The sequence below is a fragment of the Streptomyces sp. NPDC051662 genome, from assembly GCF_040681655.1.
In the GTDB taxonomy this organism is placed as follows: domain Bacteria; phylum Actinomycetota; class Actinomycetes; order Streptomycetales; family Streptomycetaceae; genus Streptomyces.
The window spans coordinates 12125-36205 of the sequence record NZ_JBFAZD010000025.1 but is presented as its reverse complement, the minus strand read 5'-3'; the positions used below and the strand labels follow the sequence as shown (position 1 = coordinate 36205).

General features: G+C 71.3%; 14 protein-coding genes. All 14 read right to left on the bottom strand.

The annotated features are described in order from the left end of the window. Positions 1–9 precede the first annotated feature (9 nt). Positions 10–1605, bottom strand: coding sequence for a DUF6519 domain-containing protein (locus AB0M67_RS31930; protein WP_365751033.1), 1596 nt, complete (start codon positions 1603–1605; stop codon positions 10–12). 109 nt (positions 1606–1714) lie between these two features. Further along, positions 1715–3907: a hypothetical protein gene (locus AB0M67_RS31925; RefSeq protein WP_365751032.1), complete on the bottom strand. Its 2193-nt coding sequence runs from the start codon at positions 3905–3907 to the stop codon at positions 1715–1717. Continuing rightward, positions 3904–7707 (bottom strand): putative baseplate assembly protein, encoded by a 3804-nt coding sequence (locus tag AB0M67_RS31920; protein WP_365751031.1) that lies wholly within the window; start codon positions 7705–7707, stop codon positions 3904–3906. Before AB0M67_RS31920 ends, AB0M67_RS31925 begins: the two co-directional genes overlap by 4 nt. Next, positions 7704–10901 carry a putative baseplate assembly protein gene (locus AB0M67_RS31915; RefSeq protein WP_365751030.1) on the bottom strand — a complete coding sequence of 1066 codons (3198 nt, stop codon included), beginning with the start codon at positions 10899–10901 and terminating at the stop codon, positions 7704–7706. The genes AB0M67_RS31920 and AB0M67_RS31915 overlap by 4 nt, the downstream gene beginning before the upstream one ends. Continuing rightward, positions 10898–11281, bottom strand: a complete 384-nt coding sequence (locus AB0M67_RS31910; protein WP_365751029.1) for a GPW/gp25 family protein — start codon at positions 11279–11281, stop codon at positions 10898–10900. Before AB0M67_RS31910 ends, AB0M67_RS31915 begins: the two co-directional genes overlap by 4 nt. Continuing rightward, entirely contained in the window at positions 11278–11616 is a 339-nt protein-coding gene (locus AB0M67_RS31905) for a hypothetical protein (RefSeq protein ID WP_365751028.1), read from the bottom strand. Before AB0M67_RS31905 ends, AB0M67_RS31910 begins: the two co-directional genes overlap by 4 nt. 22 nt (positions 11617–11638) lie before the next feature. Further along, the gene (locus tag AB0M67_RS31900; protein ID WP_365751027.1) at positions 11639–12178 is read right to left on the bottom strand and encodes a phage baseplate assembly protein V; all 540 of its coding nucleotides are present in this window, start codon (positions 12176–12178) and stop codon (positions 11639–11641) included. A gap of 100 nt (positions 12179–12278) precedes the next feature. After that, complete coding sequence (locus AB0M67_RS31895; RefSeq protein WP_365751026.1) at positions 12279–13418, bottom strand: hypothetical protein; 1140 nt, start codon at positions 13416–13418, stop codon at positions 12279–12281. Continuing rightward, a complete protein-coding gene (locus AB0M67_RS31890; RefSeq protein ID WP_365751099.1) occupies positions 13411–13767 on the bottom strand; it encodes a hypothetical protein in 357 nt (118 codons plus the stop codon). Before AB0M67_RS31890 ends, AB0M67_RS31895 begins: the two co-directional genes overlap by 8 nt. A 9-nt stretch (positions 13768–13776) precedes the next feature. Then, positions 13777–14493: a hypothetical protein gene (locus AB0M67_RS31885; RefSeq protein WP_365751025.1), complete on the bottom strand. Its 717-nt coding sequence runs from the start codon at positions 14491–14493 to the stop codon at positions 13777–13779. Beyond that, a complete protein-coding gene (locus AB0M67_RS31880; protein ID WP_365751024.1) occupies positions 14490–15029 on the bottom strand; it encodes a HEAT repeat domain-containing protein in 540 nt (179 codons plus the stop codon). The genes AB0M67_RS31885 and AB0M67_RS31880 overlap by 4 nt, the downstream gene beginning before the upstream one ends. 55 nt (positions 15030–15084) lie before the next feature. Further along, entirely contained in the window at positions 15085–21786 is a 6702-nt protein-coding gene (locus AB0M67_RS31875; RefSeq protein WP_365751023.1) for a DUF4157 domain-containing protein, read from the bottom strand. After that, positions 21783–22073, bottom strand: a complete 291-nt coding sequence (locus tag AB0M67_RS31870) for a hypothetical protein (RefSeq protein WP_365751022.1) — start codon at positions 22071–22073, stop codon at positions 21783–21785. Before AB0M67_RS31870 ends, AB0M67_RS31875 begins: the two co-directional genes overlap by 4 nt. Next, complete coding sequence (locus AB0M67_RS31865) at positions 22064–24076, bottom strand: ATP-binding protein (RefSeq protein ID WP_365751021.1); 2013 nt, start codon at positions 24074–24076, stop codon at positions 22064–22066. The genes AB0M67_RS31870 and AB0M67_RS31865 overlap by 10 nt, the downstream gene beginning before the upstream one ends. Between the last annotated feature and the right edge of the window lie 5 nt (positions 24077–24081).

Sequence of the window (24081 nt, the reverse complement as noted above, 5' to 3'; positions counted from 1 at the left end):
GACGAACCGTCAGTTCTCTTTCTGTCCCTCGCCGTTCTCTTCCGGCGCCCGCTCCGCGGTGTCGTCCGTCGCGGCCAGTTCTGCGGCGACGGCCTCTTCCTCGGCCGCCGTCTCCGCCGCCAGCTCCGCTTCGTCGGCCGGGGGGACCGGGGTGGCCAGCGGCGCGAACGCCAGCCGCAGATCGGCGGCGGACCCTTCGCCGAACACCCAGGCGAGCGGAGCGTAGTGGTACTGGACGCCGGCGGGTGCGCGGAGCAGCGGACGACGGGCCGTGTCCTTGGGCCATTCCACATCTCCGGTCGCCGTACGCGCGGGAACGGTCCAGAAGTCACCGGAGCGATAGGTTTTCCCCGGCTCGAAGTAGACGAGAACGCCGTCCTCCAGCGGAATCCAGCCGCCCTCCTCGATCCGCAGCGCGCCGTCACGCGGCTTCGTCGCGCCCCGCTTCTGCCGTCCCGACCGGCCCGCACCACTCGTGTGGTGCGCCTCCGGCCGGTGGTCCCAGCGGCGCAGGAACGGGTGCAGCTCGGGCCGGCGGCCCACCGACGGGTCCGGCTCGCCGGAGAGCCGTACACGCCGTCCCGGCAGGTCGACCTCCTCCACCCTGAGCAGCGGCAGCGGCTCACCCCTGCTCAGATACGCGGTATCGGCGAACTCGACCTGGTCGCCGACGTTCAGATCCAGCTTGTCGTCACCGCCGAGCGAGGCCAGCTCCACCCACGTACCGTCGAGCCCGTCGACCGGGAAGGTCACCGAACCGTTCTCCCTGGACCACTTGAACGTCGCGTCCTTCGCTTCGCCACCCTGATGGATCTCCACGCGGTACATCTGGTTCTCCGGCCCCCGGTACCGCGCGTCCGGCTTCACCAGGCACGGGTCCTCGTCGGCGTGCTCGGGCCGCCGGGCGCGCGCCGCCATCCGCGCCGTCGGAGCCTGCGCCGCCACCCATGTGGTGAACGCCGCGCGGGCCTGCTCCTGCGGCGTTCCGTTCGCCGGATCCAGCTCCAGCCGCTCGCCGGGCAGCGGCAGCAGCTGCCAGACGACCTTGAGCCTGGCCGCCGTGTCGGGCATCGCCGAGCCCAGCGCGACCTCCCGCAGCAGCGGGTCCTCGGCCGCCGTGACCGAACGCTCCCACACCTTCAGATAGACCAGATAGGGGTATTGGGTGGGCAGCCGGTCGGCGGGCCGCTCCGGGTCGCGGTACGCGTCGGGCTGGTCCCAGTACGTCCAGGTGGCCGGCGGTTCCGGAGCCGCGGGGGCGTCCTTGTCACCGTCCTCGGCCGGGGCCGCGTCATCCTCGACGGGCACCCCCGGCGCCGGGCGTGTCGCGTCCACCAGGATGCCGTCCACGTAATAACGGCCGCCCGCGATGGTCAGATCGTCCAGCTCCCGGCCGCCGCCCACGAAATCCAGCGCGAATCCGGTGGCGCCGCGCGGGCCGCCGTGCGGACCGATCAGATCGGCGGCGAGGGTACGGGCCTGGTGCAGCTGGATCGCGGCCTGCTCATTCGCGTCCGCGTCGAGCTGGACACGGCCCTGCTGGGCGATCACCGCAGAGTAGTGCCGGTCGGGCCGGAAGGTGATGCGGGAGATATCTGCGTGCATGGGAAGGGGTCCCCCTCGGAAGATCGGCATTCGGTCGCGCGGGATACGGGTTCGCGGGATACGGAGTCACGGCATCGGGCATGAGGCGGGGCACAGGGCGCGGGAGGGCTCAGGTCACGGTGACGATCCCGGCGTCGGTACCGGCCGGGGTGTACTCGGCCAGCCGCGCCCGCAGACTGTCCAGGCGCTGCGGCTGGTACAGATCGTGGAAGGCGCCCATCTCGGAGCCGTCCTCGGCGCCTCGCTTGATCTCCTCGGCGCACCCGGCCGCCAACTGCCCGTACGCGGGCGTGCCGTACCGCTCACCGGTGAACGACGGCCGCACCCGCGCGGCCTCCTCGCCGCCCACCAGGTCCGGCTGGCAGCGATGGCGGCGCGGGGTGCGCGAGCCGGGCGGTACGTACGAGAACCGCACGCAGCCGACGCCCCGCCTGGCCACCCGCAGCGCCCCGGTGAAGAGGGAGTTCTCGGCGATCTCCACCGCGTGGGTATGGACCTCCCCGATGACGGTGGTGCGGTGCGCGTGCAGCACGGCGTGGGCATGCCGGCAGTCCGGGGCTGACAGGGCCGCCCGGTCGTGACCGGTGGCGTCCAGGACGCTGTCGCGGATATGGAGGGGCAGCGGGTCGTGCCCCACCTCGTCACCGATCACCTCGATGGTGCCGAGGACACACCGCTCGATCTCCACGCACGCGGAGGTCCTGTCCAGCACCAGACTCGGTTCCTCGGGGGAGTGCGGCTCGCAGTGGGGCTCCAGCGACCAGCCGGGTACGAGCGTGCAGTGCCGCAGCACCACCGCGCCCATGGGACCGGAGACATGGAGCCCGCGCCCGGTGATCAGCAGACCGTCGAGCACGATCCGGGGAGCCTCGCCCGCACCCTCCCGGCCGTCCTCGTCGTCCCGCGCGTCCTCGTCCCGCGCCCGGATATTGAGCGCGTCGGGCCGGTTGCTGTACCAGTCGAGCAGCCGGATCACCGGCCGGGTGCCCTCGGCCGCCCGCACCTCCAACCGGTCGCCGGGGTCCAGATCGAAGTCGAGCTGCTCCTGATAGGCGCCGCTGTGCGTGATCTCGATCAGACCGTCGGGCCCGCAGTGCCCGGCCCGCCGGTCGGCCCGCCACTGCCCGTACGCGTCCATGATCCGCTGATACGGCCGGCCGGGGCCGACCTGGTAGACCGCCGAGGACACCGGCGTCTCCCGGTCGCGCGGGTACTCACCGCCGCCCGTGCCGTCGGAGAACGCGTAGTGGTAGGTGACCCAGACGCCCTGGCGCGGCGCGGAGCGCGAGCCGAAGGCGATCCGGCCCAGCTCGGGATCGACCGCGACCTGCCCGCGCTTGGGCCGGTAGCGCCAGTCCGTCAGATCCGCCACCACGAGATCCGCCGGCGCCACCGGCTCGTCCTGGCCGTCGCGCCAGACCGTGAAGCTCCTGCCGGGACCGTAATAGTCCGCGAGCCGGTCGGCGAGCTGCCTGCGGCGGATATACGCGGGGACGTTGTCGATGGTCGCGACATGGGTGGCGGACGGCTCGGGCACCGGCTTCGTCACCAGCGGGGTGTCATTGCCCAGGATCGAGAACGTGTAGAGGTTACGGGCCCGGTCGACGCAGTACGCGGGCGCCCTGGTCAGCTGGAACGGCTTCAGCCGCCACACGAACAGGCCCACCCCCGCCGGGGTTTGGCCACCCGGCGTACGCGCCGAGTCGGCCCGCCGTACGTCCACCGACCGCGCGACCGTACCGAACGGCCCGCCCGCCAGATCCAGCGCGGCGCCCTCCCGTACGTCCACGAGCCGGCCGCGCTCCAGCCGGCGCGCGTTCACCGCCGCCGTCCCCGATCCGTACAGCTTGACCGGCTGCTGCTGCGCCAGGAGCCGGGAGAACTCCACCGCCCGCGCGGGCCAGCCCGCCACATCCCCGGCCAGCTCCTCCAGCAGCGCCAGGGTCCCCTTGCGCCGCCGGTTGGCGACCGTCGCGGCGACATCGGCGCGCGGCGCCAGGGCCTCGGCGAGCCGGTCGCGCGCCTCCTCGGCGCCGCCGCCGCTCGCCAGGCCCTTCGCGAGCACCCGCTCATAGCCGGGCAGCGGGGTGTAACCGACCAGATCGCCGAGATACGGCAGCACCCAGGGCGCCGCGGTCTCCACGAACCAGTCCTCATAGCTCTGTTCGACGCCGTCGCGGACCAGGTCGACCTGCTCGGCGATCACCGCGAGCAGCGCGCGCAGCGGCTCCCCGCCCTCGGCGTCGCGCAGCCGGTGCCACTGCGGGAGCAGCTCCGCGAGCCCGTCCGGTTCCCTGCTCATGCGGTGACCTCCGTCAGAATCAGCGTGTCCGCGACATGCGGTGACAACAGAGCGAGCCGGGCCGGCCTGATGCCCCGGAAGACGGACACCGCCCGTCCCTTCGCGAGCCGCCGGGTATCGGTGATGTCCGGGTTCAGCCGCAGCAGTTCGGTCAGTGGGATGCCGTACTGCCCGGCGATCCGGGTGAGCGTCTCGCCGTCCCGCTCGCTGACCACATGCACGTCCTCGTCATACGTGGCGAGCCGCGCCGGGACCGCCGGGCGCGGCCGGCCGAGGTCGCCCGCGAGCGCGATCAGCTGCTCCGGGGTGACGGACGCGGGCACCCCGGTGAACACATCGACATCCACGTAGTCCACCCCCGGCACCCGGTGGGCCGTCGCCAGCACGTCCGAGAGCCGGGCGGGCACGCCCAACTCCCTCCGTCCGCTGCCGAATTCACGCAGCAGCGCCTGCCGCAGCCGGGGTTCGACCACACTCCAGGTGTGATCACGGGCCACCTTCACCCGCGCCGCGAGCAGCAACAGCACCAGCTCGCGCACGTCCACACGCACGGGCAGCCGTGAGTCGCCGTAGCGGGCGAGCGAGGACCGCAGCGCGCGCAGCACCTCGGAGTCCTCGGCGATCGCGATGTCATCGACCCCGGCGACCGTCATATGCAGCACCCGCCGCCGCCCGTCGAAGATCTCACGGGCCGCGGCCCGGCCGATGCCCGCACGGGAGCGGGCGAAGTCCTCGTAGTCCCCGACGGACACGAGCCGGTCCAGAGCGGAGACCGCGAGCGGGATCGTGCGCCGGGTCAGACCGGGACCGTCGGCGTCCGCGCCGCCCGTGGCGGGCTGCGGATTGGTGACGGCCGTGACACCGAGCGGCCGGGTGACGGCCTGGGTGATCCGGTCCGCCGGGACGTTGGCGGCGCTGCCGGTGCCGAAGCGATACCGGGCCCGGACATTCTCGTGCCCGGACGGCAGCCTGGCACCGAACACCCCGTCGCCGAAGGTCACCGTCGTCCGCCCGTCGGCGGCCGTGCCGATGACATACACCCGCTCGCGCGGACCGCGTCCGGCCAGACTGTCCACCGCGTGCCAGAGCAGACCGTCGACCCGTACCTCCAGGGTGGGCGTGGCGCCCAGCGGATTGTCCGCGGGCAGCCAGGTCAGCGGCGACTGCCAGAGGGCGAACGTCTGGTTGATCCGGCCGGCGTCACCGCTGCCGATCGGCTCGTCGCGGCTCTCGCCGTGCGACGCGGGCACCACATTGCCCTGGACGCGCACGGTGTCCCTGCGGTAGCGGTAGGCCAGGTCGGCGGTGAGTGTGAGCCTCGTATGGACATGGTCACCGGGCAGTTGGGGGTCGAGTGCCTGCTCCACCTCGGCGATCACGGCCAGTTCGGTGCCGCGCACCCCGGCCGTGTGCGGGATGTCGGTGCGTTCGCCCGACACGATCAGCCGGCGCCCCGGCCGTAACCCGTCGTACAGGTGGGCCAGTTCGAGTTCATTGCCGTGGACGTCCTCGCCGAGCGGCTCGTCGGCGAGGCGCAGCGCCTCACCGCCCGCGTGCACGGTGGTGTCCCGGATCGTGGAGAGCAGGACGTCGTGCTCGTCCAGCCAGGGGTCCGCGAGGGTCAGTTCGGTGCCCCGGCCGGTGATGCCGTAGTTGGTGTACGCGGCGGTGCGCAGGGCGGTCACCCGGGTGGTGACGGACGCGAGCGTCTTGTCGCCCGGGATTCCGTCGGGCCCCTCGGCGCCCTTGCGGGGGCGCTCGACCACGACCCAGCTGCCGACCGTGATGCCGTCCTGCACGGAATCGAGCGGCAGCGTATGGCGGTTGGCCTGCTCGGGGACGGTCGCGAGACCGATCTCGACGTTCGCCGGCTCGCCGCCGGCGGTGTACCGCACAGTCAGCTCAAGCTCCCCGTGGGTGACCTGCTTGTGCTCGCCGGGAGCGAGCCACCACTCCAGGGCCTCGCCGTTGTGCACGGCGACATGGACCCGGCCGTCCTCACCGGGGCGGGACACGAAGAGCGTCCGCTCGGGGAGACCGGGCAGCAACTGCACGGTCACGCCGGGCTCCTGGGAGTCGGCCGGGCGCCGGGAGAGCCAGCTCAGATCACGGTCCTGGGCGGTACGGGTCACCAGCGAGACCCGGCCGGGCGCCAGATCGAAGGTGATCTCGGCGGGCAGATTCTCCGACCGCTGTACCGATGAGCCGGTCTCCGTGTGCTGGAACTCGGCGCGTACCGGCACCCGGCCCGCGGTGTCGTACACGATCCGCGTGGTGGTCAGGGACGAGCCGCCCAGCGGCCAGTCCGTCTGCCGGATGACCCGCCCCCGCTCGTCCTGGACGGGCTTGAGCGGCGCCGTCGCCCCGAACGGCGCCGCGGTCACCCGCATCGCCTGGAGCTCTCGCAGCAGCGCGGGCACGACCGGGGCCGCGTTGCGCCACGCCGCGTACATGCCGTCCGCGACCCGTGGATCGAGCGCGGACAGCAGCCGCGCGCCGAGGTCGGAGCCCGGCGCGAAGAGGCGCGCCGGGTCGTGCGGGAGCGCGCGGGCCCCCGCCGGGGGCTTGACGACCCGGGTGCGCAGGGCGGGCAGTACGGCGCCGAGCGCCCGCAGGGCCGGGGAGTCCGCCGCCCCGGCGTTCGCGGAGGCGTTCCCGGGAGCGTTCCCGGAGGCGTTCCCGGGAGCGGGCGGCGGCACGGGCTGCGAGGGCTCCAACTCGGCCGCTCGCTCCATCAGTTCGCCGACCACGGCCTCCAGCCGCTCGAACCAGGCCGCGACCTCCTCGTACGGAGCCGCGAGGGCCCCCGCCTCGGCGAGCCGCTCATGCGGATCCGCGAGCCGCCGGGCGAACGCGGCCGGGGACGTGATGCCGTCCAGATCGGTGCGCAGCGGGGCCAGTACCTGAGCGTCGAAATCGTCGATGATCAGGCTGACGGGGCGCGGATTGGGGTTGTCGGGGGTGGGATCGCCCTCCTCTGCCTCCCGCCCGTCCTTGGTGATCCACTCGCGCAACTCCGCCACCAGCTCGGCCAGTGACGGCGGCGCGGACTGCGGCAGACCGATCGCCGTCACGTCGTCGTCCCGGTCGATCCTGACCCGCGTGACCGTCAACAGTGGCCGCTTCCCGGCCGATTCCCCGTCCGCGCCGAAGACGAACAGCAGCCTGTCCCCGGTCTGGAACGAGGCGGCCGTCCCGGAGATCTGGATCTCGGAGCGCTCGCGCAGATCGTCCGGGGTGAGCAGGGCGGGCCGGCGCCGGCGTACCGCCAGCTCGTTCCAGGCCCAGCGGGCCGTCAGGTCCTCGCTGGTCTCGAAGGTCCGCGACTCCTCGTCGGCCGAGGCGGGCACGCTGTTGCCGCGTGCGCCGCGCGGGATCAGCACCGGCACATCCTCGGCGCGCGGATCGCGGTCCAGGGTGTACGCGAGATGGGTGTCGGAGGCGATACCGGGCCGTGGCCGGTGCCCGACCAGCCGCCCCAGCAGGGCCAGCGAACGGTACTCACGGGCCGTACGGAGATACCCCTCCTCGGCGATCCGCTCGGAGTGGAACGTGAGCAGATCACCGACGACCGCCCAGGCGTCGAGCAGTCCGATCGCCGGGTCGTCGGAGGTGCGGACGGTCAGTTCGCGCAGCGCGGGGTAGGCGGGGGAGGCGAGCCGGTCGAGCATGGCCGCGAGGAACGAGCCGTACTCACCGACCCGGTGGTCGAGGGCCGTCCGGCCCGGCGGGTTGTACGGCGGCCGGGGCGCGTGACGCTCGTCGTGCCCACCGCAGCCGCAGGTGCGGGTCTCGCTCATCGTGCGCCTCCGGCCAGTTCGATGGACAGCCGGCCGTTCTCGGGCCGGTCGGGATCGTTGTCACAACGCGCGATCTCCAGCGGGCCCAGCCGCAGCACGCCTTCCTCCAGTGCGGTGTCATCGCCGGGATCCTCGTCGAAGAGCCGGATCAGCCGGGTCACCCGTACGCTCTCCACACCCTGTACGGCCGCCGCCGCGGCCACCAGACGGCTGAGCCGCACCGGTTCGCCGAAGGTCAGCGCGTCGGGGTGGAAGAACCCGAGCCGGCCGCCGGACAGCCGTCCGGCGCCCAGCAGCCGGTACAGCTCGGCCAGGATCTGCCCGTGCTGGTGGCCGGGCTCGGCACACACCGTGAGAGCGATGTCGAGCGGTACGTTCCTGGCGGGGCCGACCACCAGGTCGTGGCCGATCCGGCGGTAGCTCTCCAGGGCGTACGACACCGAGTCGAGCAGCTCGGGCGAGGGATCGCCGGTCCCCAGCGCGTCGAGGGCGATATGCGCCTCCTGGACACTGCCCGTCCAGCGGATCTCCGCCGCCGCGCGCCGCACCCCCGGGAGCCCGGCGGCCAGCGCCGCGTAGTCCTCGGCGGTGACGGCGCGCAGCCGCGAGCGCTTGAGGTCGAGCGGCGCCAACTGACGTACCTGATCGACGGATTCGGGCTCCGTGCCACCGACGGCCGGCAGTGGATTGCGTACCCCCGCCACGGGCGGCGGATCCCCGGCGTCGGACGCCTCAGGATCACGGCACAGCACCAGATGGTTGATCGCCTCCGCGCCGACATTGCCCGCCGTACCGCCGCCGAGCCGATAGCGCGGCTCCAGCCGGGCACCCGGACGCGGGCGCGCACCGTGCCGCCCGTCGCCGAAGCGCAGGGCGATCCGCCCGTCGTCCTCCAGCTCGCCGACGAAGTGCCGGTCGCGCGGGCCGCTGGAGAGCAGATCCCGCCGGGGAGCCCAGGACGTGTCGCCGTCCGTGACACTCACCGCGGGCAGCGCGGCCCGCGGGTCCTGTACGAGCGCCGCGGCGGGCCCGCGCAGCACCGCCTCACCGGGATGCAGTCCGACCGCGTACGCCGGGCCCCAACTGTGCGCGATCTCCCAGGCGATGGAGCCGTCGAGCACCGTGCCCGCCCGGGCCCGGGCGCTCAGCACCTCAAGCCTGCGCAGCTTCGTGGCGAGCAGCCGCTCGCCGCGGTGCAGCAGCTCACGCAGTGCGCGCACCGGATGACGCCGTAGCTCAAGACGTTCCAGGACGCGCAGCCCGAACAGCACGGTCAGCTCGGCGATCTCATGGTCCGTCAGCCCGTCGTGGTCGCGGGCACCGCGCCACAGCTCCACCAGCCGCTCCCGCACCCGGCCCCCGATGGCCGCCAGCCGGGTGGCCTGTCCGGCCGAGACATGGCGGGGCTCGGGGAACGGTACGGACTGGACGACGGGGGAGCGGTCGAGCACCGGCCGGAAGCGCGGTCGGATGCCGGGATAGGTGACCTGCGCCAGCAGGGTCGCCAGCGCCTCCGCCTGGGCGTAGGCGGTGCCCGGGACGACCTTCTCCCGTCGTCGTCCCGCCAGCTCCAGAGCGAGTCCGGCGCGTACCGTCGCGTCCTCACCGACGACGGTGAACAGCTCACGGACCTGATCAGCCGTCAGCGGACGACCGCAACGTGTCTGCTCGATACGGGTGTTGATGAGTTCGGCCGTCGCGTTGCCCGCGTCCCCGTCCCAGCAGCCGAAGCCCGACGGCTCGCAGGAACCGAGAACGGCGGGCACCGGCGGGACGGTGACGGTCTGGGCCGCGCCCCCGTGGACGGTCAGTGACCGGCCGTGGTCGACGAGTACGACGTTCCCGCGCGCCACGCTCACATCCTCGACCGGCTCGCAGCCGGGGCCGCCGCGGGTGGACAGACAGACGGGGAAGGCGAGCGCGTCCTCCCGTGCCCAGGTGACCTCCAGGACGGGCTGGTCCACGAGCCGGTCCACGACCGGGGTGACGGAGGTGAGGCGTACGGCCTGCCGGTGCGCCGGATCGGCGTCCCCGGGCGTACCGGACCGCGGTCCCCGTACCTCCTCGATCAGCAGCAGATCACCGGGCGACAACTCCAGCGTGCGGGCCGCGCACTCCTTGTCCGCCCACTCGTCCCTGAGCGTGGCGGCGGTGGCTCCCCGGGGCAGCGCGCACACCTCGTCCCCCCAGGTCCAGAAGCGGATGGTGGTGTGCTCGGGGGACAGGACCAACGGGTCCTCGGCGACGACCGGTTCGAAGACCTCCACCGAACCGCGCTCGTCCAGCACGGCCAGATCCCGGTCGTCGATGACCGTACCGATCTCGGGCCGGTCGCGCGGCGCCAGAGTACGGACATCGACGGCGGCGAAGCGGAACGTACCGGGAGGCAGCGTCAGCCGGCGCACGGTCTCGACGGTGACGAACGCGCGGGCGTTGACCCCGTCGTGCATCGGATAGTCGATGAGCCGCACATGGCGGCGTACGGACACCCTGCGCCGCGCCGTGTCGAGATACGCCTCGGTCGCGACCGCGTCCTGCTGATAGCTCATCAGATCCGCTGTGTGGGCGATGAGTTCGACCAGTGTCGTCCCGAGGTCGGCGGCGTTGCGCTCCACCCAGTCCGGGGTGGTCAGCGCCAGCCGGTCCAGGATCAGCCGGCGGATCGTGTCGTAGTCGCGCGCGGTGTAATCGATGACGGGTGCGGGTGCGTATGCGGACGCCGGTGTGTCTCGGTGCGGGCCGTCGGCCTGCTCGGCCCGCTCGTCCTTCTCGCAGTCGAAGGGGGTGGGACAGCCCGCCCGGAAGTCGAAGTCGGCCCAGAAGTAGCGCTGGTCGAACCCGTGGAACGGCTCGGTGCTCGGCCGCCCGTACGGATCCGTCGCGACGACCGAGAGCCGGTAGCGGGACGTGTCGCCGGTGCGGTCGAGCGTGACGAACAGCCGGTCGTCCAGCTCCGGGTCCTCCTCGCGCTCGACCGACACCTCGACGGCCTCGATACCGGTGATGCGCCGGCCGCCGTCGATCCGGATGTTCTCCGGGCAGAGCCCGTGGGGCGCCTTGCCGAGGAAGGTGACGGTGAGGGTCAGCCCGTCGTCACCGACCTCGACCGCGTCCACACCACCGAGCCGCGCGGCCCGTACCTTCGTACGCCTGCCGTCCGTACGGCAGACCAACTGATCGCTCGGCTCACTCATACCGGGCCGCTCCCCTCGAACACCTCGTCGCGCCGGCTCGCGGTGGAGCGCACCACATAGCGCAGATACACCCGCACCACGTTCTCCTCGCTCACCACGTCCAGCGCCTCCACCTCGATCAGTTCGCCCAGCCAGCGCTGGAGCGACGCCTGTACGGACAGCTCCAGCGCGGAGGCCAGTTCGGGGCTGTTCGGTGTGAAGACCAGATCGAGCAGCCCGCAGCCGAAGTCGGGGCGCCTGACGCGCTCACCGGGGCTGGTGAAGAGCAACTGCTCGATCAGATCCCGCACATGGTCGTCGTAGTCCGCGTGCGCGGTGCGCCCCCGCCGGTCGGTACGGAAGGGGAAGGCGATGTCCGTACGTACTGGCCTCGTCCTCATCCGCAGGCCACCCCCTGGGACGACGCCGTCGTGACGACCGGCGGCCCCTGCGGCACGAGGCCCGCCGTGTAGCAGAGGGCCGCTGTGCTCTCCAGCAGCACCGGCGAACCGTCGATCAGCACACCGCCGCCCGCCGGGGTCCAGCGGACGCTCGTGCACGGCACGGGGATGTTGTCGACGGTGTGGCGACAGCCGGTGACGGTGTGGACGAGCGCGCCGGTCGCGGCGGCGAGACCGTCGAGCCGCACGCCCCGCGAGGGAGCGGGCGCGGCGTCGGCCCGGCCGCCGTGGGGGCAGCCGATCAGGGTGCCCGCGTGGATGACTTTCCCGGACAAGACTTCTCTCCCCGTCTCTTCGCTAACGCTTCTTGGGTACGGTCAGCCGGCCCCGGTTGATGTCGACCTGGTCGCCGGAGACAAGGACCGATGCCCCCTGCCCGTTATCGATATGGACCCCGTCCCTGTTGATCCGGATGAAGGGGCCGTTCCCGTCCGCCCCCGGCGCCTGGAGGAGAATCCCGTTCTCGGGGTCGTCGGAGAGCACGATCTTGTGGTGGCCCTGGGTCTCGATGACGACGGGCCGCGCGTCCCGCTCCGCGCCCGCCAACGCGTCCACCGGCAGCTCGCTCCTGTCGCCGAACCAGCAGCCGGTCCAGATCGGGAAGCTCGGGTCGCCCTGCTCGAACTCGATCCACACACCCGCCCCCTCGGACGGGATCACGTACTGGCCGGACCGCTCGCCCGTGAACGGGAAGCAGGGCATGGCCCAGGTCGACGCCTCGTCACCGAGCACGTCGGGGACGTACGCGGTGATCCGGCCGATCCGCAGGGGATCGTTGTTGTCCGCCACCCGGCCCCGGAACTTACCGAGGAAGCGGTTGTTCGATGCTGGCGCCATACGGGCTGCTCCTGCTGTGTCTGGCTTGGGACTTCAGGGAATTCAGGGACGTCAGGGATGTCAGAGACGTCAGGAACTTCACGAACTGGAGGGGACTCGCTCAGGGACGGACGGTGCCACTGCGGGCGATGAGCCCCTCACGTGAGAGCGTGAAGTTCTGCTGATACGACCCGGGCGTGAGGTTGTGGGTGACGGAGGTGACGTAGTAGTCACCGTCGTACGTCCGGCCGGCGCCCCGTACCCCCACCAACTCGCGCGGACGCAGCACATAGCCGTGGCGGTTGACATCGAGCTGTCCCGAACCGGAGATCGCGTCGGCGGAGGTCGCGGCGCGGGCGAGGGCTTCCGCCCGCGCCTGCTCGAACCCCTTCTTCGCGGTGCCCGACAGCCGCTTCCGCTTGAGCGCGGGGCTCGCACGGCGGCCCAACGGGGGCCTGAGCGGGCTGATATCGGGCTGCGGGAGCAGCGTCGACTCGCGGGACAGCGGATTCTGCCAGCGGGCCTGCGGCTCCTCGCGCGCGGCTCCGTCGTACGCGAAGGTGAGTTGGTCGACGGTGGAGTTGACGTCCATGTTGACGTTGAGCGCGTGCTGACGTTGCCCCAGCCGGCGCTGCGGACCCCAATAGGCGAGGGAATGGCCGGGGGTGGGACCCGGTTCGAGGTAGAAGGTGTAACCGTTGGCGCGGGCCAGCTCATTGATGTAGCCGAGATCCGTGGCGGTCTGGTAGTCGACGCGCAACTGCTCGCGGGGCGGCTGGGCGATCTGCTCGGGTACGACCTCGGGCCGGATTCCGTAGTCCACGTACTTGGCGAGAATGCGGCTCACGCGCTCGGCGGGGGAGAGGTTGGGAAAGCGGTCGGTCCGCTCCTCCAGGTCCATGAGTATGGTCAGGTCCTCGCCGGTGACGGTGAGCGTGCTCTGCCCCGGCTGATTGCTCGACCCGACTTCCTGACGGACGATCAGGCCGTCGAGAAGGACCGTCGGGGTGCCCTTGATGACGGTCGAGACGATGACACGGGTGCGGGGGTCGAAGAACCCCTCGGGCAGCAGCCGGTCGATGATGGCGCCCTTCTTGGTCAGGTCGAACGCCATCTGAAAGCCGCTGCGTTCGCCCGCGGTACTGGTGATCTGCGCGGACAGCAGGGCCTCGGCGACCGCCTGGGGCACGGGTCGGGTGAGTTTGGGGCCCATGCGCAGCGTGAAATGTACGGGCCCGGTCCCGATCGGCTCGTCAGCCATGACCGGTCCCCATGGCCCCACCGGGCAGCGGAATCCCGATCACCCGCCCGGGCTCGGCGGTCAGCTCACGTGGATCGAGAACGGGATTGGCGTCCGCGATCTGCCACCACTGTCCGGGATCGCCGAAGTAGCGCTGCCCGAGGTGGTCGGGCCGCTCGCCACCGCTGACGGCATGCGGCGCGATCGCGCCCTCGTCCGGCAGCGGCGGCAGTAACCGCCGCTTGGTGTAGCGCACTTCGGTCCCGTCGGGCCGGACATGCACCCCGATCTCGGCGTCGTGGTACCGGCTGTCGCGGGGGTACGGATGCGATCCTGGGATCGCGTCGAGCGGACTCTCGTACGGCTCCATCACTGCGGACTACCTTCCTGTCCCGAATCCGGCCCCGACACCGGCGCCACCCCCGCCACCGAGGCCACCCCCCAGCCCGAGCCCCCCGAGCTGCCCACCGACAGCGGCCGCGGCGAGCCGCTCCTTCTGCGCGAGATGCGCGAGATACAGCTCGGCCCCGCGATGCCCGGCGGGCAGATCACTGACGGTCAGCACCTTCAGCCCGATGCTGAGGGCGGCCCTGATGGGGTTGAGATTGACGTCGAAGGCGGACTCATTGATCGACAACTCGGTGAGCCGCACGGGCATGACGCGCTTGCTGCCCCAGGTGAAGAGGGTGAGCGGCATCTCGATGGGACTGATCTCGATGGTCCCGTTCTTGGCCAACTGCGACGCGGCCCGAAGCTGCGCGGTGGTGGGCTGCACCAGCATCTCCAACACGGCGAGCTGCGGATGAATCCCGTCGGGAGCCGCCACGTCCAGCTGATCGGTCGCGTCGATCTCGGCGGTGAACTTCCACGTCTCCTGCGCGGGCCCCTTCAGGCGTAGCGCCTCATTCCGATCCCCGGTTCCACTCCCCCCTCCGCCGGAGTCACCACTACCGCCGGCGGCCTGGGGCGCGACGGAGCGTTCGAGGGTGTCGGGATTGAACTGCAACACGATGATGCGCTGGGGCGTGCCGCGCTCGGGATCGACGATGACGATCCCGGACCGGATGGGCTTGGGTATATCCGCGTAGCGGGTCATGAACTGGTGATCCCCACCTGTGCGAAGACGTCGAGCATCTCCTGTGCCTCTCTTCGGACCTGTTCGTCAGCATCGCTCACGGCCAATTCACGCAAGGCCGAAAGGTATTCGATCGCCGGGGAATAGGACATGGCGTAGATCGCCGCCGAGCGGACGGCGGCGTCCTCGTCGCGCATGGCCTCTGTGATCCGTCGGTAGACCTCGCGGTCGAACTCGTGCGGTGCCCCGAGGGCCACCATGAGAAGAGCCCGGCGCCGTTCCTCGGTTCGGTCAGCTGCGGCGTCGAAAGCGCTCAGGAGATCCTCGCGCGAGTAGACGGGAAGCTCGTCGAGGGCGTGCTTCGTCATCGAGAGGCAGAGATTCGGATGGTCCGCTTCGATGAAGAAGTAGGGGCAGCGAGTTGCGTCATCCTCGAAGAACTTGAGGTGCGCCCCCCCGGTAATGCTCCACTCGATCGTCCGGATCTGGCCTGACGGCAGGTCCTCGCCGACGTCGACAACCGTGGGCCAGCCGTGCTTGTGGGCGTACTCCTCCATGTGCTGCTCCGGTGTCCGGCTGCGGATGATGAACCGCGGAGACATGTATGACATGTCAGCCCCGACCTCCGTACTTGCTCTGTTCGTGCAGGTTAAGTTCGTCCATCAGGGAATCAAGGAAATCCTCGTCCCCGGTGGCTGTTATTCCGTAGATCGCCAGCACCCTACGCCGGATCTCCAGGATCAGCTGCTCTTCCTTTGTTTTCGCTTCACTGTTGCTGGAGACTTTGAAATCGGAGAGGGAGTTCACCCAAAGCTGGATCGATTTGATCTCACGCGCTGCAAGACGATTGATTTCGGGCAGGTTTTCCCACCTCTTGGGCTGATCGTCGCGCACGGGCAGGGTGTCGTCGAGGTAGAGGGGAAGGTTTCGTGCCCTGCTCTCCGAACCCTTCGGTTGCATGGACCAGTACCCCTCATAGGCGGGGTTGGCCACGGCAGGCAACGCCCGGCCTATCGGCTGCGGATCGATGGCCTCCGCATGCCACCTCGCCTGCGCCGCCTGCGCAGCCGTCACCTTGTTCCGGTTCATCATGTCCAGCACCATCGCGTGCGTTGCCAGAGTACCGATGTTCCGATGGGATTCCTGTTGGATCAACCAGACGTACAGCTGCCACGAAAGTTCCAGGTGGGATCCGACGGGCTTGCGCCCACGGGCGAAACGCAGGACGTTGGCGATCACCTGGTTCACTGCGGTATTTCCGTGAGTTCTGCGCATGGCCTTGAGCTTGTCCGGGAGTTCTGAGTAGCCGAGGCTCACCGGCTGAGGGTCGCCCGGGAACTGTACCTGGACCACCCGGTTGGCCCTTCCGGGATTCCAGCCGCTCCCCTTGTTCCTCTGGGCGTCCAATTCCTCGCCAGTATGTGCCACCTCGCGGATCGTGTCTCCCCTTCGAGGGTTGAGGTTGTTGCGCATGCGCAGGAGATGCTGGGTGGTTCCGCCCCTGCTTCCGGGCCCGCCGGAGATCGACGGCCGCAAGTCGCCGCCACGCAGCGGAAGATCTTCCTGGAAGTTCTCGACCCCGCCACCGGCATTGACTTCGAGGCCGCCGGCCTCGAATATCTCGATGCCGATCCTTCGTATTGCTCGGAGCATTCGATTTGTTTCGACCCGCACGCCGCCGATGTCGACGGTGTCGCCCACGATGACGCGCTCCGAGGGATTCAGAAGCGCTTGGACGGTAAAGCGGTCCGTTCCGTTCAGCGTTAGCTGGGTGAGCCGGTGCCATGCCCTCATCGCGGCGAGAACCGCGCGGAGGACCGGGCCGCGTACCCCCATGCTCAACAGGCGCGCCAGCGTGGGCCGGATCCGCGCCACGATCCTGCGGAGCCTGTCGTCCTTCGACTCCGGCGAGTTCTCCTTTCGCCGGCGCTGGTCGCGGTGTTGGCGGCGTTGTTCCTCGCGCGTCCTCTGCTGCCGGCGCAGCAGGTCGCGGCGGCGGGCGTAGGCGTCGCGCATGCGGCGGGCGTTGTTGTCCAGGTCGCGGCGGCGCCTGTTGTCCGTGTCGCGGCGGCCCAGGGCGTCTTTGGCTCTGCGGGTGCGGTTGAGGGCTGCCCTTACCGTCTGCCTGGCGCGGTTCATGGCCCTGGCCGCCGGAGACGTGGGGCGGCGGCGCTGCGTTGGCCGTGCGGTGTTGGGTTCGCGACGGGGGCGGGTGCGGTCCTGGGGGGTGTTCTGGTCGGTGCGGTCGGGTTCGTTCCGGCGGTCGCGGTCGTTCGTGCGGTCGTTCGTACGGTTCGGCCGCGGGCGCGCCGTGGGGCGGGGAGTGGCGCCTCGGGAGGGGCGGGGTGGGCGCCGCTGTTCGTCGGTGGTGCGGCGCGCCTGCTGCTGGGCGGCCCGCGTCTCCTGGTTCCTGCGCCGCTGATCGTCCGGCCTCGGCCGCTCCGTCGCCTGTGGCCTGTTCGGGTTGTTCGGGCGGGTCGGGTCCTGCGGGCGGGGCGGGGTCTGGGGCCTGCCAGGGGTGCCCGGGGCGGGGCGGTCCCTTCTGAAGCCCTCCGCCACCCCCTTCAGCCGGTCGCCGACCTTCTTCACATACCTGGCGACCCCGCTGAGCAGCGCCTGGTAGGCCAGTTCCAGGAGCGCCACCACACCCGAGGCCACGGCCTTGGCGAACAGCAGGCCGGCGTTGCCGCCCTTGACCGCCTTCAGGTAGTCCATGAACGCGCCGAAGGCCTGCAGGATTTCGTTCAGCGCGCCCCACGCCGCCTTCAGCGCGTCGATGATCGCCAGCACCCAGCCCGCGCCGGGGATGAGCTTGGCGATGACCTTGGTGATGACGATCTCACCAATGATGAAAGGCAGTTGGGGCTGGGCCTCTTCCCAGGCCTCCTGGGCCATCTGCTCCTTGCTCACACCACCGTTGAGCAGGGCGTCGAAGATCTCCCGGGGGAGGCCGAGCACCTCTTGGATCTTCTCGTTGAACCAGTTCTTGACGGCGGAGGTGATCTCCTGGAACAGGTAGTTCCTGGCACCGTCCTCCGCCGAGGCCGCCACGCCGCTGAGCCAGGCGCCCGGGTCGGTGATGATGTCGGCGGCGATCATCGCCCACTCGCCCAGGGCGTTGAGCAGGCCGAGCGCGAAGTCCATGATGGCCCTGAGCCCGCTCATGACGGCGTCGACCGCCATCCGCAGACCCTCACGCAGCGCGTCGAGGAGGCCGCTCAGCATCTCACCGAGCTGGTCGAGGAGATCGTCGACCAGTTGCCGAAGATCGTCGGCGATCTGATTGACCAGCGCGATCGCCGCGTCGCGGATCTCGATGATGAGATCGCGAATCTGGTTGGCGATCTCCAGGAGCCCGTCGAGCAGGTCCCTGCCCAACTGGATCAGAGCCTCGGTGAACTCCTCGAAGAGGCCGATGATCTCTTCACGGGCGGTCTCGATCCAGCCCAGGACCGTGCCCTTGAAGTCCGTGATCAGGCTGGTGATCGCCGCACGGGCCGCCCGGAAGACGTCGATGATGGCGTCCTTGAGCTCATTGAGCTTGTCGCGGATGTAGTCGAACGCCCGGGAGATCCAGTTGCCGGAGTCGCTCTTCGCGGTGTCGCGTTCGCTCCTGGCGTTCTCTTCGGCGGTGGTCCTCTTCTTGCCGATCTTCTCCTCGTCCGCCGTGCGGCGGGTCTCGACCGCTTCGTCGGTCTTCGTCTCCTTGTCGCTGGCCTCCTCGCGGATCTTGTCGATCTTGTCGCTCTTCTTCGTCCCGAGGGAGTCGAGTTCCTCGTCCTGCCGCGTCCTCCACCGCGTCCGGGACTCTTCGACCTCGGTCGTGGTCCGCTCGCGCTCCGCGGCCTGGGTCCTCGTATTGGTCTCGATCTCGCTCCGGACGTCCTGCCGGTGCCGCTCCTGGGACTGCCTGAACTCGTCGTCCTTGGCCTGCCGCTTGTCCGACATCGTTCGCCGGCCGTCGCTGAACGCGCTCTGGAGTTGCGGCCCGCGTTCGTGCTCCGCGACTTCCGAGACCGCCTCCGGCGGGATCCGCCCCCCTGCCGCCGCGCCACCGCCCTGGCCCGTGCCGCCGCTCTGCCCCTGGGCACCCGGCACCTGAGCGGTCAGCGTCTCCTGCGGTACATCGGGATAGATCTGGTCCTCGCCCAGAGGGCGGCCGGCGTCGTCCCGCCCGGACGACAGGAGTTCCTGCCCCTTGGAGTCGACTTCACCGCTCTGTTCGTCGACGCGGCCACCGGTCTCCCCTTCGAGGCCGACGCCGGGGGCCATGCCCACCGATGCCTGGGCGAGCATCTCGTCCTCGGTCGGCAGATCGAGGATCCAGCCCATGAGGGCGTCGGTGTCGATGATGTCCCCACCACCGACGAGGTTGCTGACTCCGTTCACGATCCCGGCGACAGCCTGCCCCCCGGCCGCCAGGCCCAGTTCGACCTTGCTCGGCTCCTCGATCTCCATCCCCGGGATCTCGCCCTCCGGGGTCTGGTCTCCCGCGACCTCCGCCTCCTCCTGCTCAGGGGCGTCGACCTGGGCTGCCGGGTCACTGGAGTACTCGCCAGGCGCGGAGGCGTTCGGCGCGCCACTCAATGTCTGTGGGGCCCCTGACGGCCGTTCCGTCGTCGGCGGTGCGGCCTGGAGCGCCTGATGCTCCTCACCAACGGTCCTGTCGACCGCGCTGTTCACACCGCCCAGCGCCTCAAGGGCGACGTGCGGCTTGAGGTTCGCCGCGGTGCTGAGTCCGGCCTCCGGTGACACCTGCGACAAGTTCGGCGCGGCCGGTGCGCGCTTGGGCCTGGCCGGTGCGGCACCGCGTGAGCGCCCGCCGCCTCCGCCACCGCCCGAGGCGCTACGCGTGCCACCGCCGCCCTTGACGGTCCGTGAGGATGCGGAGCCCGACGGCCGCGAGGAGGCGGGCGCTGCCCCTTGAGTCGGCTCCGCTGCCGGAGCGGCGGCGGGCTCGTCGGTAATCGGAGCGGCGGCGTGAGCGTCTGACCGACGTGCCTCCGTCCCGGACTCCGGCGCGCCGCCACCCGTGGTTTCGGCGGAGCCCCCCGCGCCCGAGACATGGGTGTCCCGGGCCGGGGAGACCTCGGTCGAGGTGCCCGTCCCGGAGTTCTGCTCGCCCGAACTGGCGTCGCCGCTCCGGCGGGACCCCCCGGACGTGCCCCCGGAGGCGTCCGCCGTCGGCGCCGGGGACGTCACACCCGTACCACTGGACGACGCCCGGCCTGTCCCGGACCCGGTCGCGCCAGGAGCGGACGCGGTGGATGAGCCGGAAGTCGTACTGGAGCCCGTATCGGAGGCCGTACTGGAGCCCGTACTGGAGGCCGTGGCGGACTCCGCCGTCCCGCCCGCTGACGCCTGCGCGCCGCTTCTCTCCGACGACTGGCCCTGGTCCTGATCCTGCTCCCGATCCTGGTCCTGGTTGCCCTGGTCCGGTTCGGATCGCTCCGCTTCCTGTGCCGCGGATTCCCGGTCCCTGACCTCGGGCATCGGTTCGGCAGGCCCGCTACGGTCACCGGCCGAAGCGTCGGACGAGGGCGGTGGACCCACCTCCTGCTCGACCGGCTTCTCGACCTGGAGGGCATCGAGTCGCCGGCCCTCCGCCTCGGCGCGGGCCGCCGGGGAATCATGCGCGTCACCGTCGGCGCCCATCGGCCGGGCGAGCTCGTCGTCCCCCGCGTCGGACTCCGCCGCGTCTTCCTCGTCCCGTCGCGCCTGCACCTCTTCGGCCTTGGTCCCGGGAGGCTCGGGAAAGCTCGGCATCGAAGGGTTGGTGCCCCGGCCCGGGGTGATCTTGTCGGCGGTGGGCACACCGGACACGTCGAGGTCGGACGCGGGGAGGAAGTCCTCGGGTCCGAGCTCGGTGTTCCACGCGCTGTCCTCGTCGAACGCCTTCTCCGGATCGAGCTCTTCCGGCACGCTGTCCGTACCGGACTCCGGACCCGGCGGCTCGTCCTCCAGCTCCCCGTCCTGGGACCGGATCCCTTCGAGCGTGCTGCGGCTGCCCAGGTCCGCGGTCCTCAGCAGAGCGCCGGGTTCCACCCCCGCCGACTTCTGATCGTCCTGGCGACGCCTGTCCGCCCCGCGCGGCTGCCCCCCTGCGACCAGGGGATCCACGGCGCCGGGTCGGTTCTTGGCGGCGGACTCCTCCTCGCCGGCCGTGGGCGCACCGCTGACCTCAGGGGCATCCGCGCCCTCTCCGGAGTCCTTCCGGCCTTGCTGCCGAGACCCCGTATCGGTCTTCTTGTCCGCGCTGCTCCTGTCGCCGTTGGCGCTGCTCCGGCCGCCACCGCCCTGCTCCGACGCCTGGGTCCCCCGCGAGGTGCCGCCGGACGTTCCGGCCGGCTGCTGTGCCCCGGGCCCGGCCGTACGGTCATCGCCGTTCGACGCGGGTCCCCGCTGCTTCTGTTGTCCCGGGTCGGTCGTCTCCCCCTGCTCCGGGCCCGGTCGACGCTCGGCCTCGCCCGAGCGTTCGGGTTCCCCTTCCAGCAGCTCGACGGCGTCCGGTACGGCCGCGGGGGCACTCAGGGCGTCCACTCCGAGCGAGTCGCTCTCCTCGCTCTCCTCGACCAGATCGATCAGCCGCTCCCGCTCCGAGGAGAGCAACCGCGGCTCCAGCCGGTCCAGCACGGCGTCCTGCAACTCGGGCGAGAAACGGCCGAGTTGCGTGCGTACGCGCCTGGAGCGGTCCTCCGGGTCACCGCGCAGCGAACGCAGCAGACTGTTCGTCAGCCGGTCCACCAGCGTCGCGGGGTCCAGCTGCTCCTGGCGCCGCAGATCGGCGTCGACCGTCGCGTAGCGCAGCCAGCCCGGGGTGGAATCGCCCCGTCGTACCTCCGGCGCGGCTTCTCCGTCCCGTACGGACTCCCGCGCCGCCGACTCCGCCTCGCGCTCCATCGCCTGCTGCGGCAGGCTCACCGCGCCCAGATCGCGGCCCGCGCGCAGGGCGCCCAGGCCGTCCGGGTTCTGGACGGTGTGCAGGAGCTCGTGGGCGAGCAGGTGCTGTCCGTCGGCCGTGCCGGGGCGGTAGGCGCCCTCGCGGAAGAAGATGTCCTGGCCGACCGCCACCGCGTCCGCGCCCAGCAGTTCCATGAGCGCGCCCGCGTCGCGGTCGGTGTGGAGGCGTACCCGGCTGAAGTCGTGGCCGAGCTGCTCCTCCAGCTCGCGCCGTACGCTCAGCTCCAGCGGCCGGCCGGCGCCGCTGACGATGTCCTTCGGCTCCGGGGTACGGGACGTGGCCCGCGCCTTCCGCTTGCGCCGCTTGTCGTTCGCCGACTCGTTGTGCCGCTCCTCGGAGTGTGTCGTACTCATCGCGACTCACCCCGCCCCGAAAGTCCCGCGTGCACCGCGCGCGCCAGCGCCTCGCCCAGCCTGCGTGGTGAGGTGGTCGCGGGCAGGGGCGGCAGACCGGAGAGCGCGTCCAGGGCCCGGCCGCCGTCCGCGGCCAGGGGCACGCCCCGGTCCCGTACGAGTCGGGTCAACTCCGCCTGGAACGCGGCCGAGACCCGGTCGGGATCGACGCGGTCGAAGCCGTCCAGGACCAGTTCGCCGATGTCCACCCGTACCGAGGACGTGCGTGGTGCCTCGTTCAGACCCATCCGTGCACCTCCGAGGGCGTCAAGGAGCGGTCCAGCTTCAGGTATTCGGTGCGCGCGGCCTCCAGCATGTGGCGCATCTGGAGGCGGTCGCCCTCCTCGGCCGCGAGGAAGGCACCGGACAGCGCGATATTGCGGATGGAGCCGCCCGCCACGGTCAGCCGGGCCAGTCGCGCCGGATCGATCCCCTTCATCGGCGCCCGCGCGGGCAGCACCCGCCGCCAGATCTCCGCGCGCTCGGCCTCGCCGGGGAAGGGGAAGTCGACGACGAAGCGGATCCGGCGCATGAACGCCGTGTCCAGCGCCTGCTTCATATTGGTGGTGAGGATCGCCAGCCCCCGGTACGCCTCCATCCGCATCAGCAGATAGCTGACCTCCAGGTTGGCGTACCGGTCATGGCTGTCCTTGACCTCGCTGCGCTTGCCGAAGAGCGCGTCCGCCTCGTCGAACAGCAGCAGCGCGCCGCCGCGTTCGGCCGCGTCGAACACCCTGCGCAGATTCTTCTCGGTCTCACCGATGTACTTGCTGACCACCTGGGACAGATCGATGACGAACAGATCCAGGCCCAGTTCCCGCGCCATCACCTCGGCCGCGAGGGTCTTTCCGGTACCGGAACCGCCCGCGAAGAGCGCGGTGACACCGAGGCCCCGGCGCAACGTCGCCTCGAAGCCCCACTCCTGGTAGACGGTGGCCCGCTGCCGTACGTGCGCGACGATCTCGCGCAGAATCCTCAACTGCCTTTCCGCCAGCACCAGATCGCTCCAGGCCGCATCCGGTTCGATCCGCCGGCCCAGCTCGTCCATGCCCATCCGGGCCTCGGTGAGCCCGGCACGCCAGGCGAGCCCGGCCGCGTCGGGCTCGTCCTCAGCGGACAGCTCCCGTACGACGGCCGCGCCGGCGGACCGGATCAGATGGGGCGGTAGCGAGAACTGCTCGACCAGCGACCTCAGATCGTGCTCCGACACCGCCGGTACGTCCGCGAAGGCGGTCGCCCACACCCCCAACTGCTCCTCGGCGTCGAGCGCCGGTACGGTCACCCGCTCGCCGCGCGGCCGGGCGGTCCGCCGGGGGTCGAGACTGGAGACGACGAGCGGTACGCCCGCGCTCTCCACGAACGCGTCCGTGGCGGCGGCCTGTTCACGGTCCGCCTCACCGATCTCCACCAGGAGCGCGGCGGGGAGCAGGATGGCCTCACGCTGCCAGAGCCGGGCCAGCCGGTCGCGTTCCGCCGGATCGGTGGGCAGATCGTCGGCGACCAGTGCGTACAGACCGAGTCCCGACCGGCGGGCCGCCGCCGCGGCGATATCGGCGCGGGAGCGCGGATCCCCGCCGACCAGCTCGACACGGAGCGGGGCGTAGGGACCGGCGTCGCCCAGCCCCGCCGCGACCCGGTCCGCCGCCCGTTCGTACGAGGCGGGGAGGGAGTTCGGCGCGCTCGTACGGCGCAGCAGTCCGTGCAGCCGCGCGTCCAGATACGGCGAGCCGACGAGGAAGTGCAGGATGCGTTCGTCGAGGCGCAGCCGGGAGGTGGTCAGCCGTGTCTCGTCGTCCAGCTCGACCAGCCGCCAGCGGCGCAGCGGGGCGACGGGCGTCAGCGCGCTCCAGTGCGGCTCCACCAGGGCGGCGAGGGCGAGCGAGAAGGTCGGGTGCGCCCGGTCCGGATCGCCGCTCGCGGCGGCGCACCGGGCGCCGGTGGTCGGGTCCAGCTCCGCCGCGGCGGCGAGCAGGATCACCTCGCGCTCGAACGCGCTGAGCCCGAAGCAGCTGACGAGCGCGTCCAGGGCGCCGGGACCGGTGCCGACCCCCGTGCCGACGCCCGTGCCGAGGCGTGCGCCGCCCCCCGTGTCTTCGGGCGCGTCGTCCTCCGTCGGCCGCGTACGGTCTTCGGCGCGCCGCGCGTGGGCGTCGACACGCGCGAGGACGGACCGTACGGCCGCGGCCAGCGCGCGGCCGTCCGTACCGGCGCCGTCCGCCGCGCCCCGGGCCATCCCCTCGTCCGTACCCATGTCCT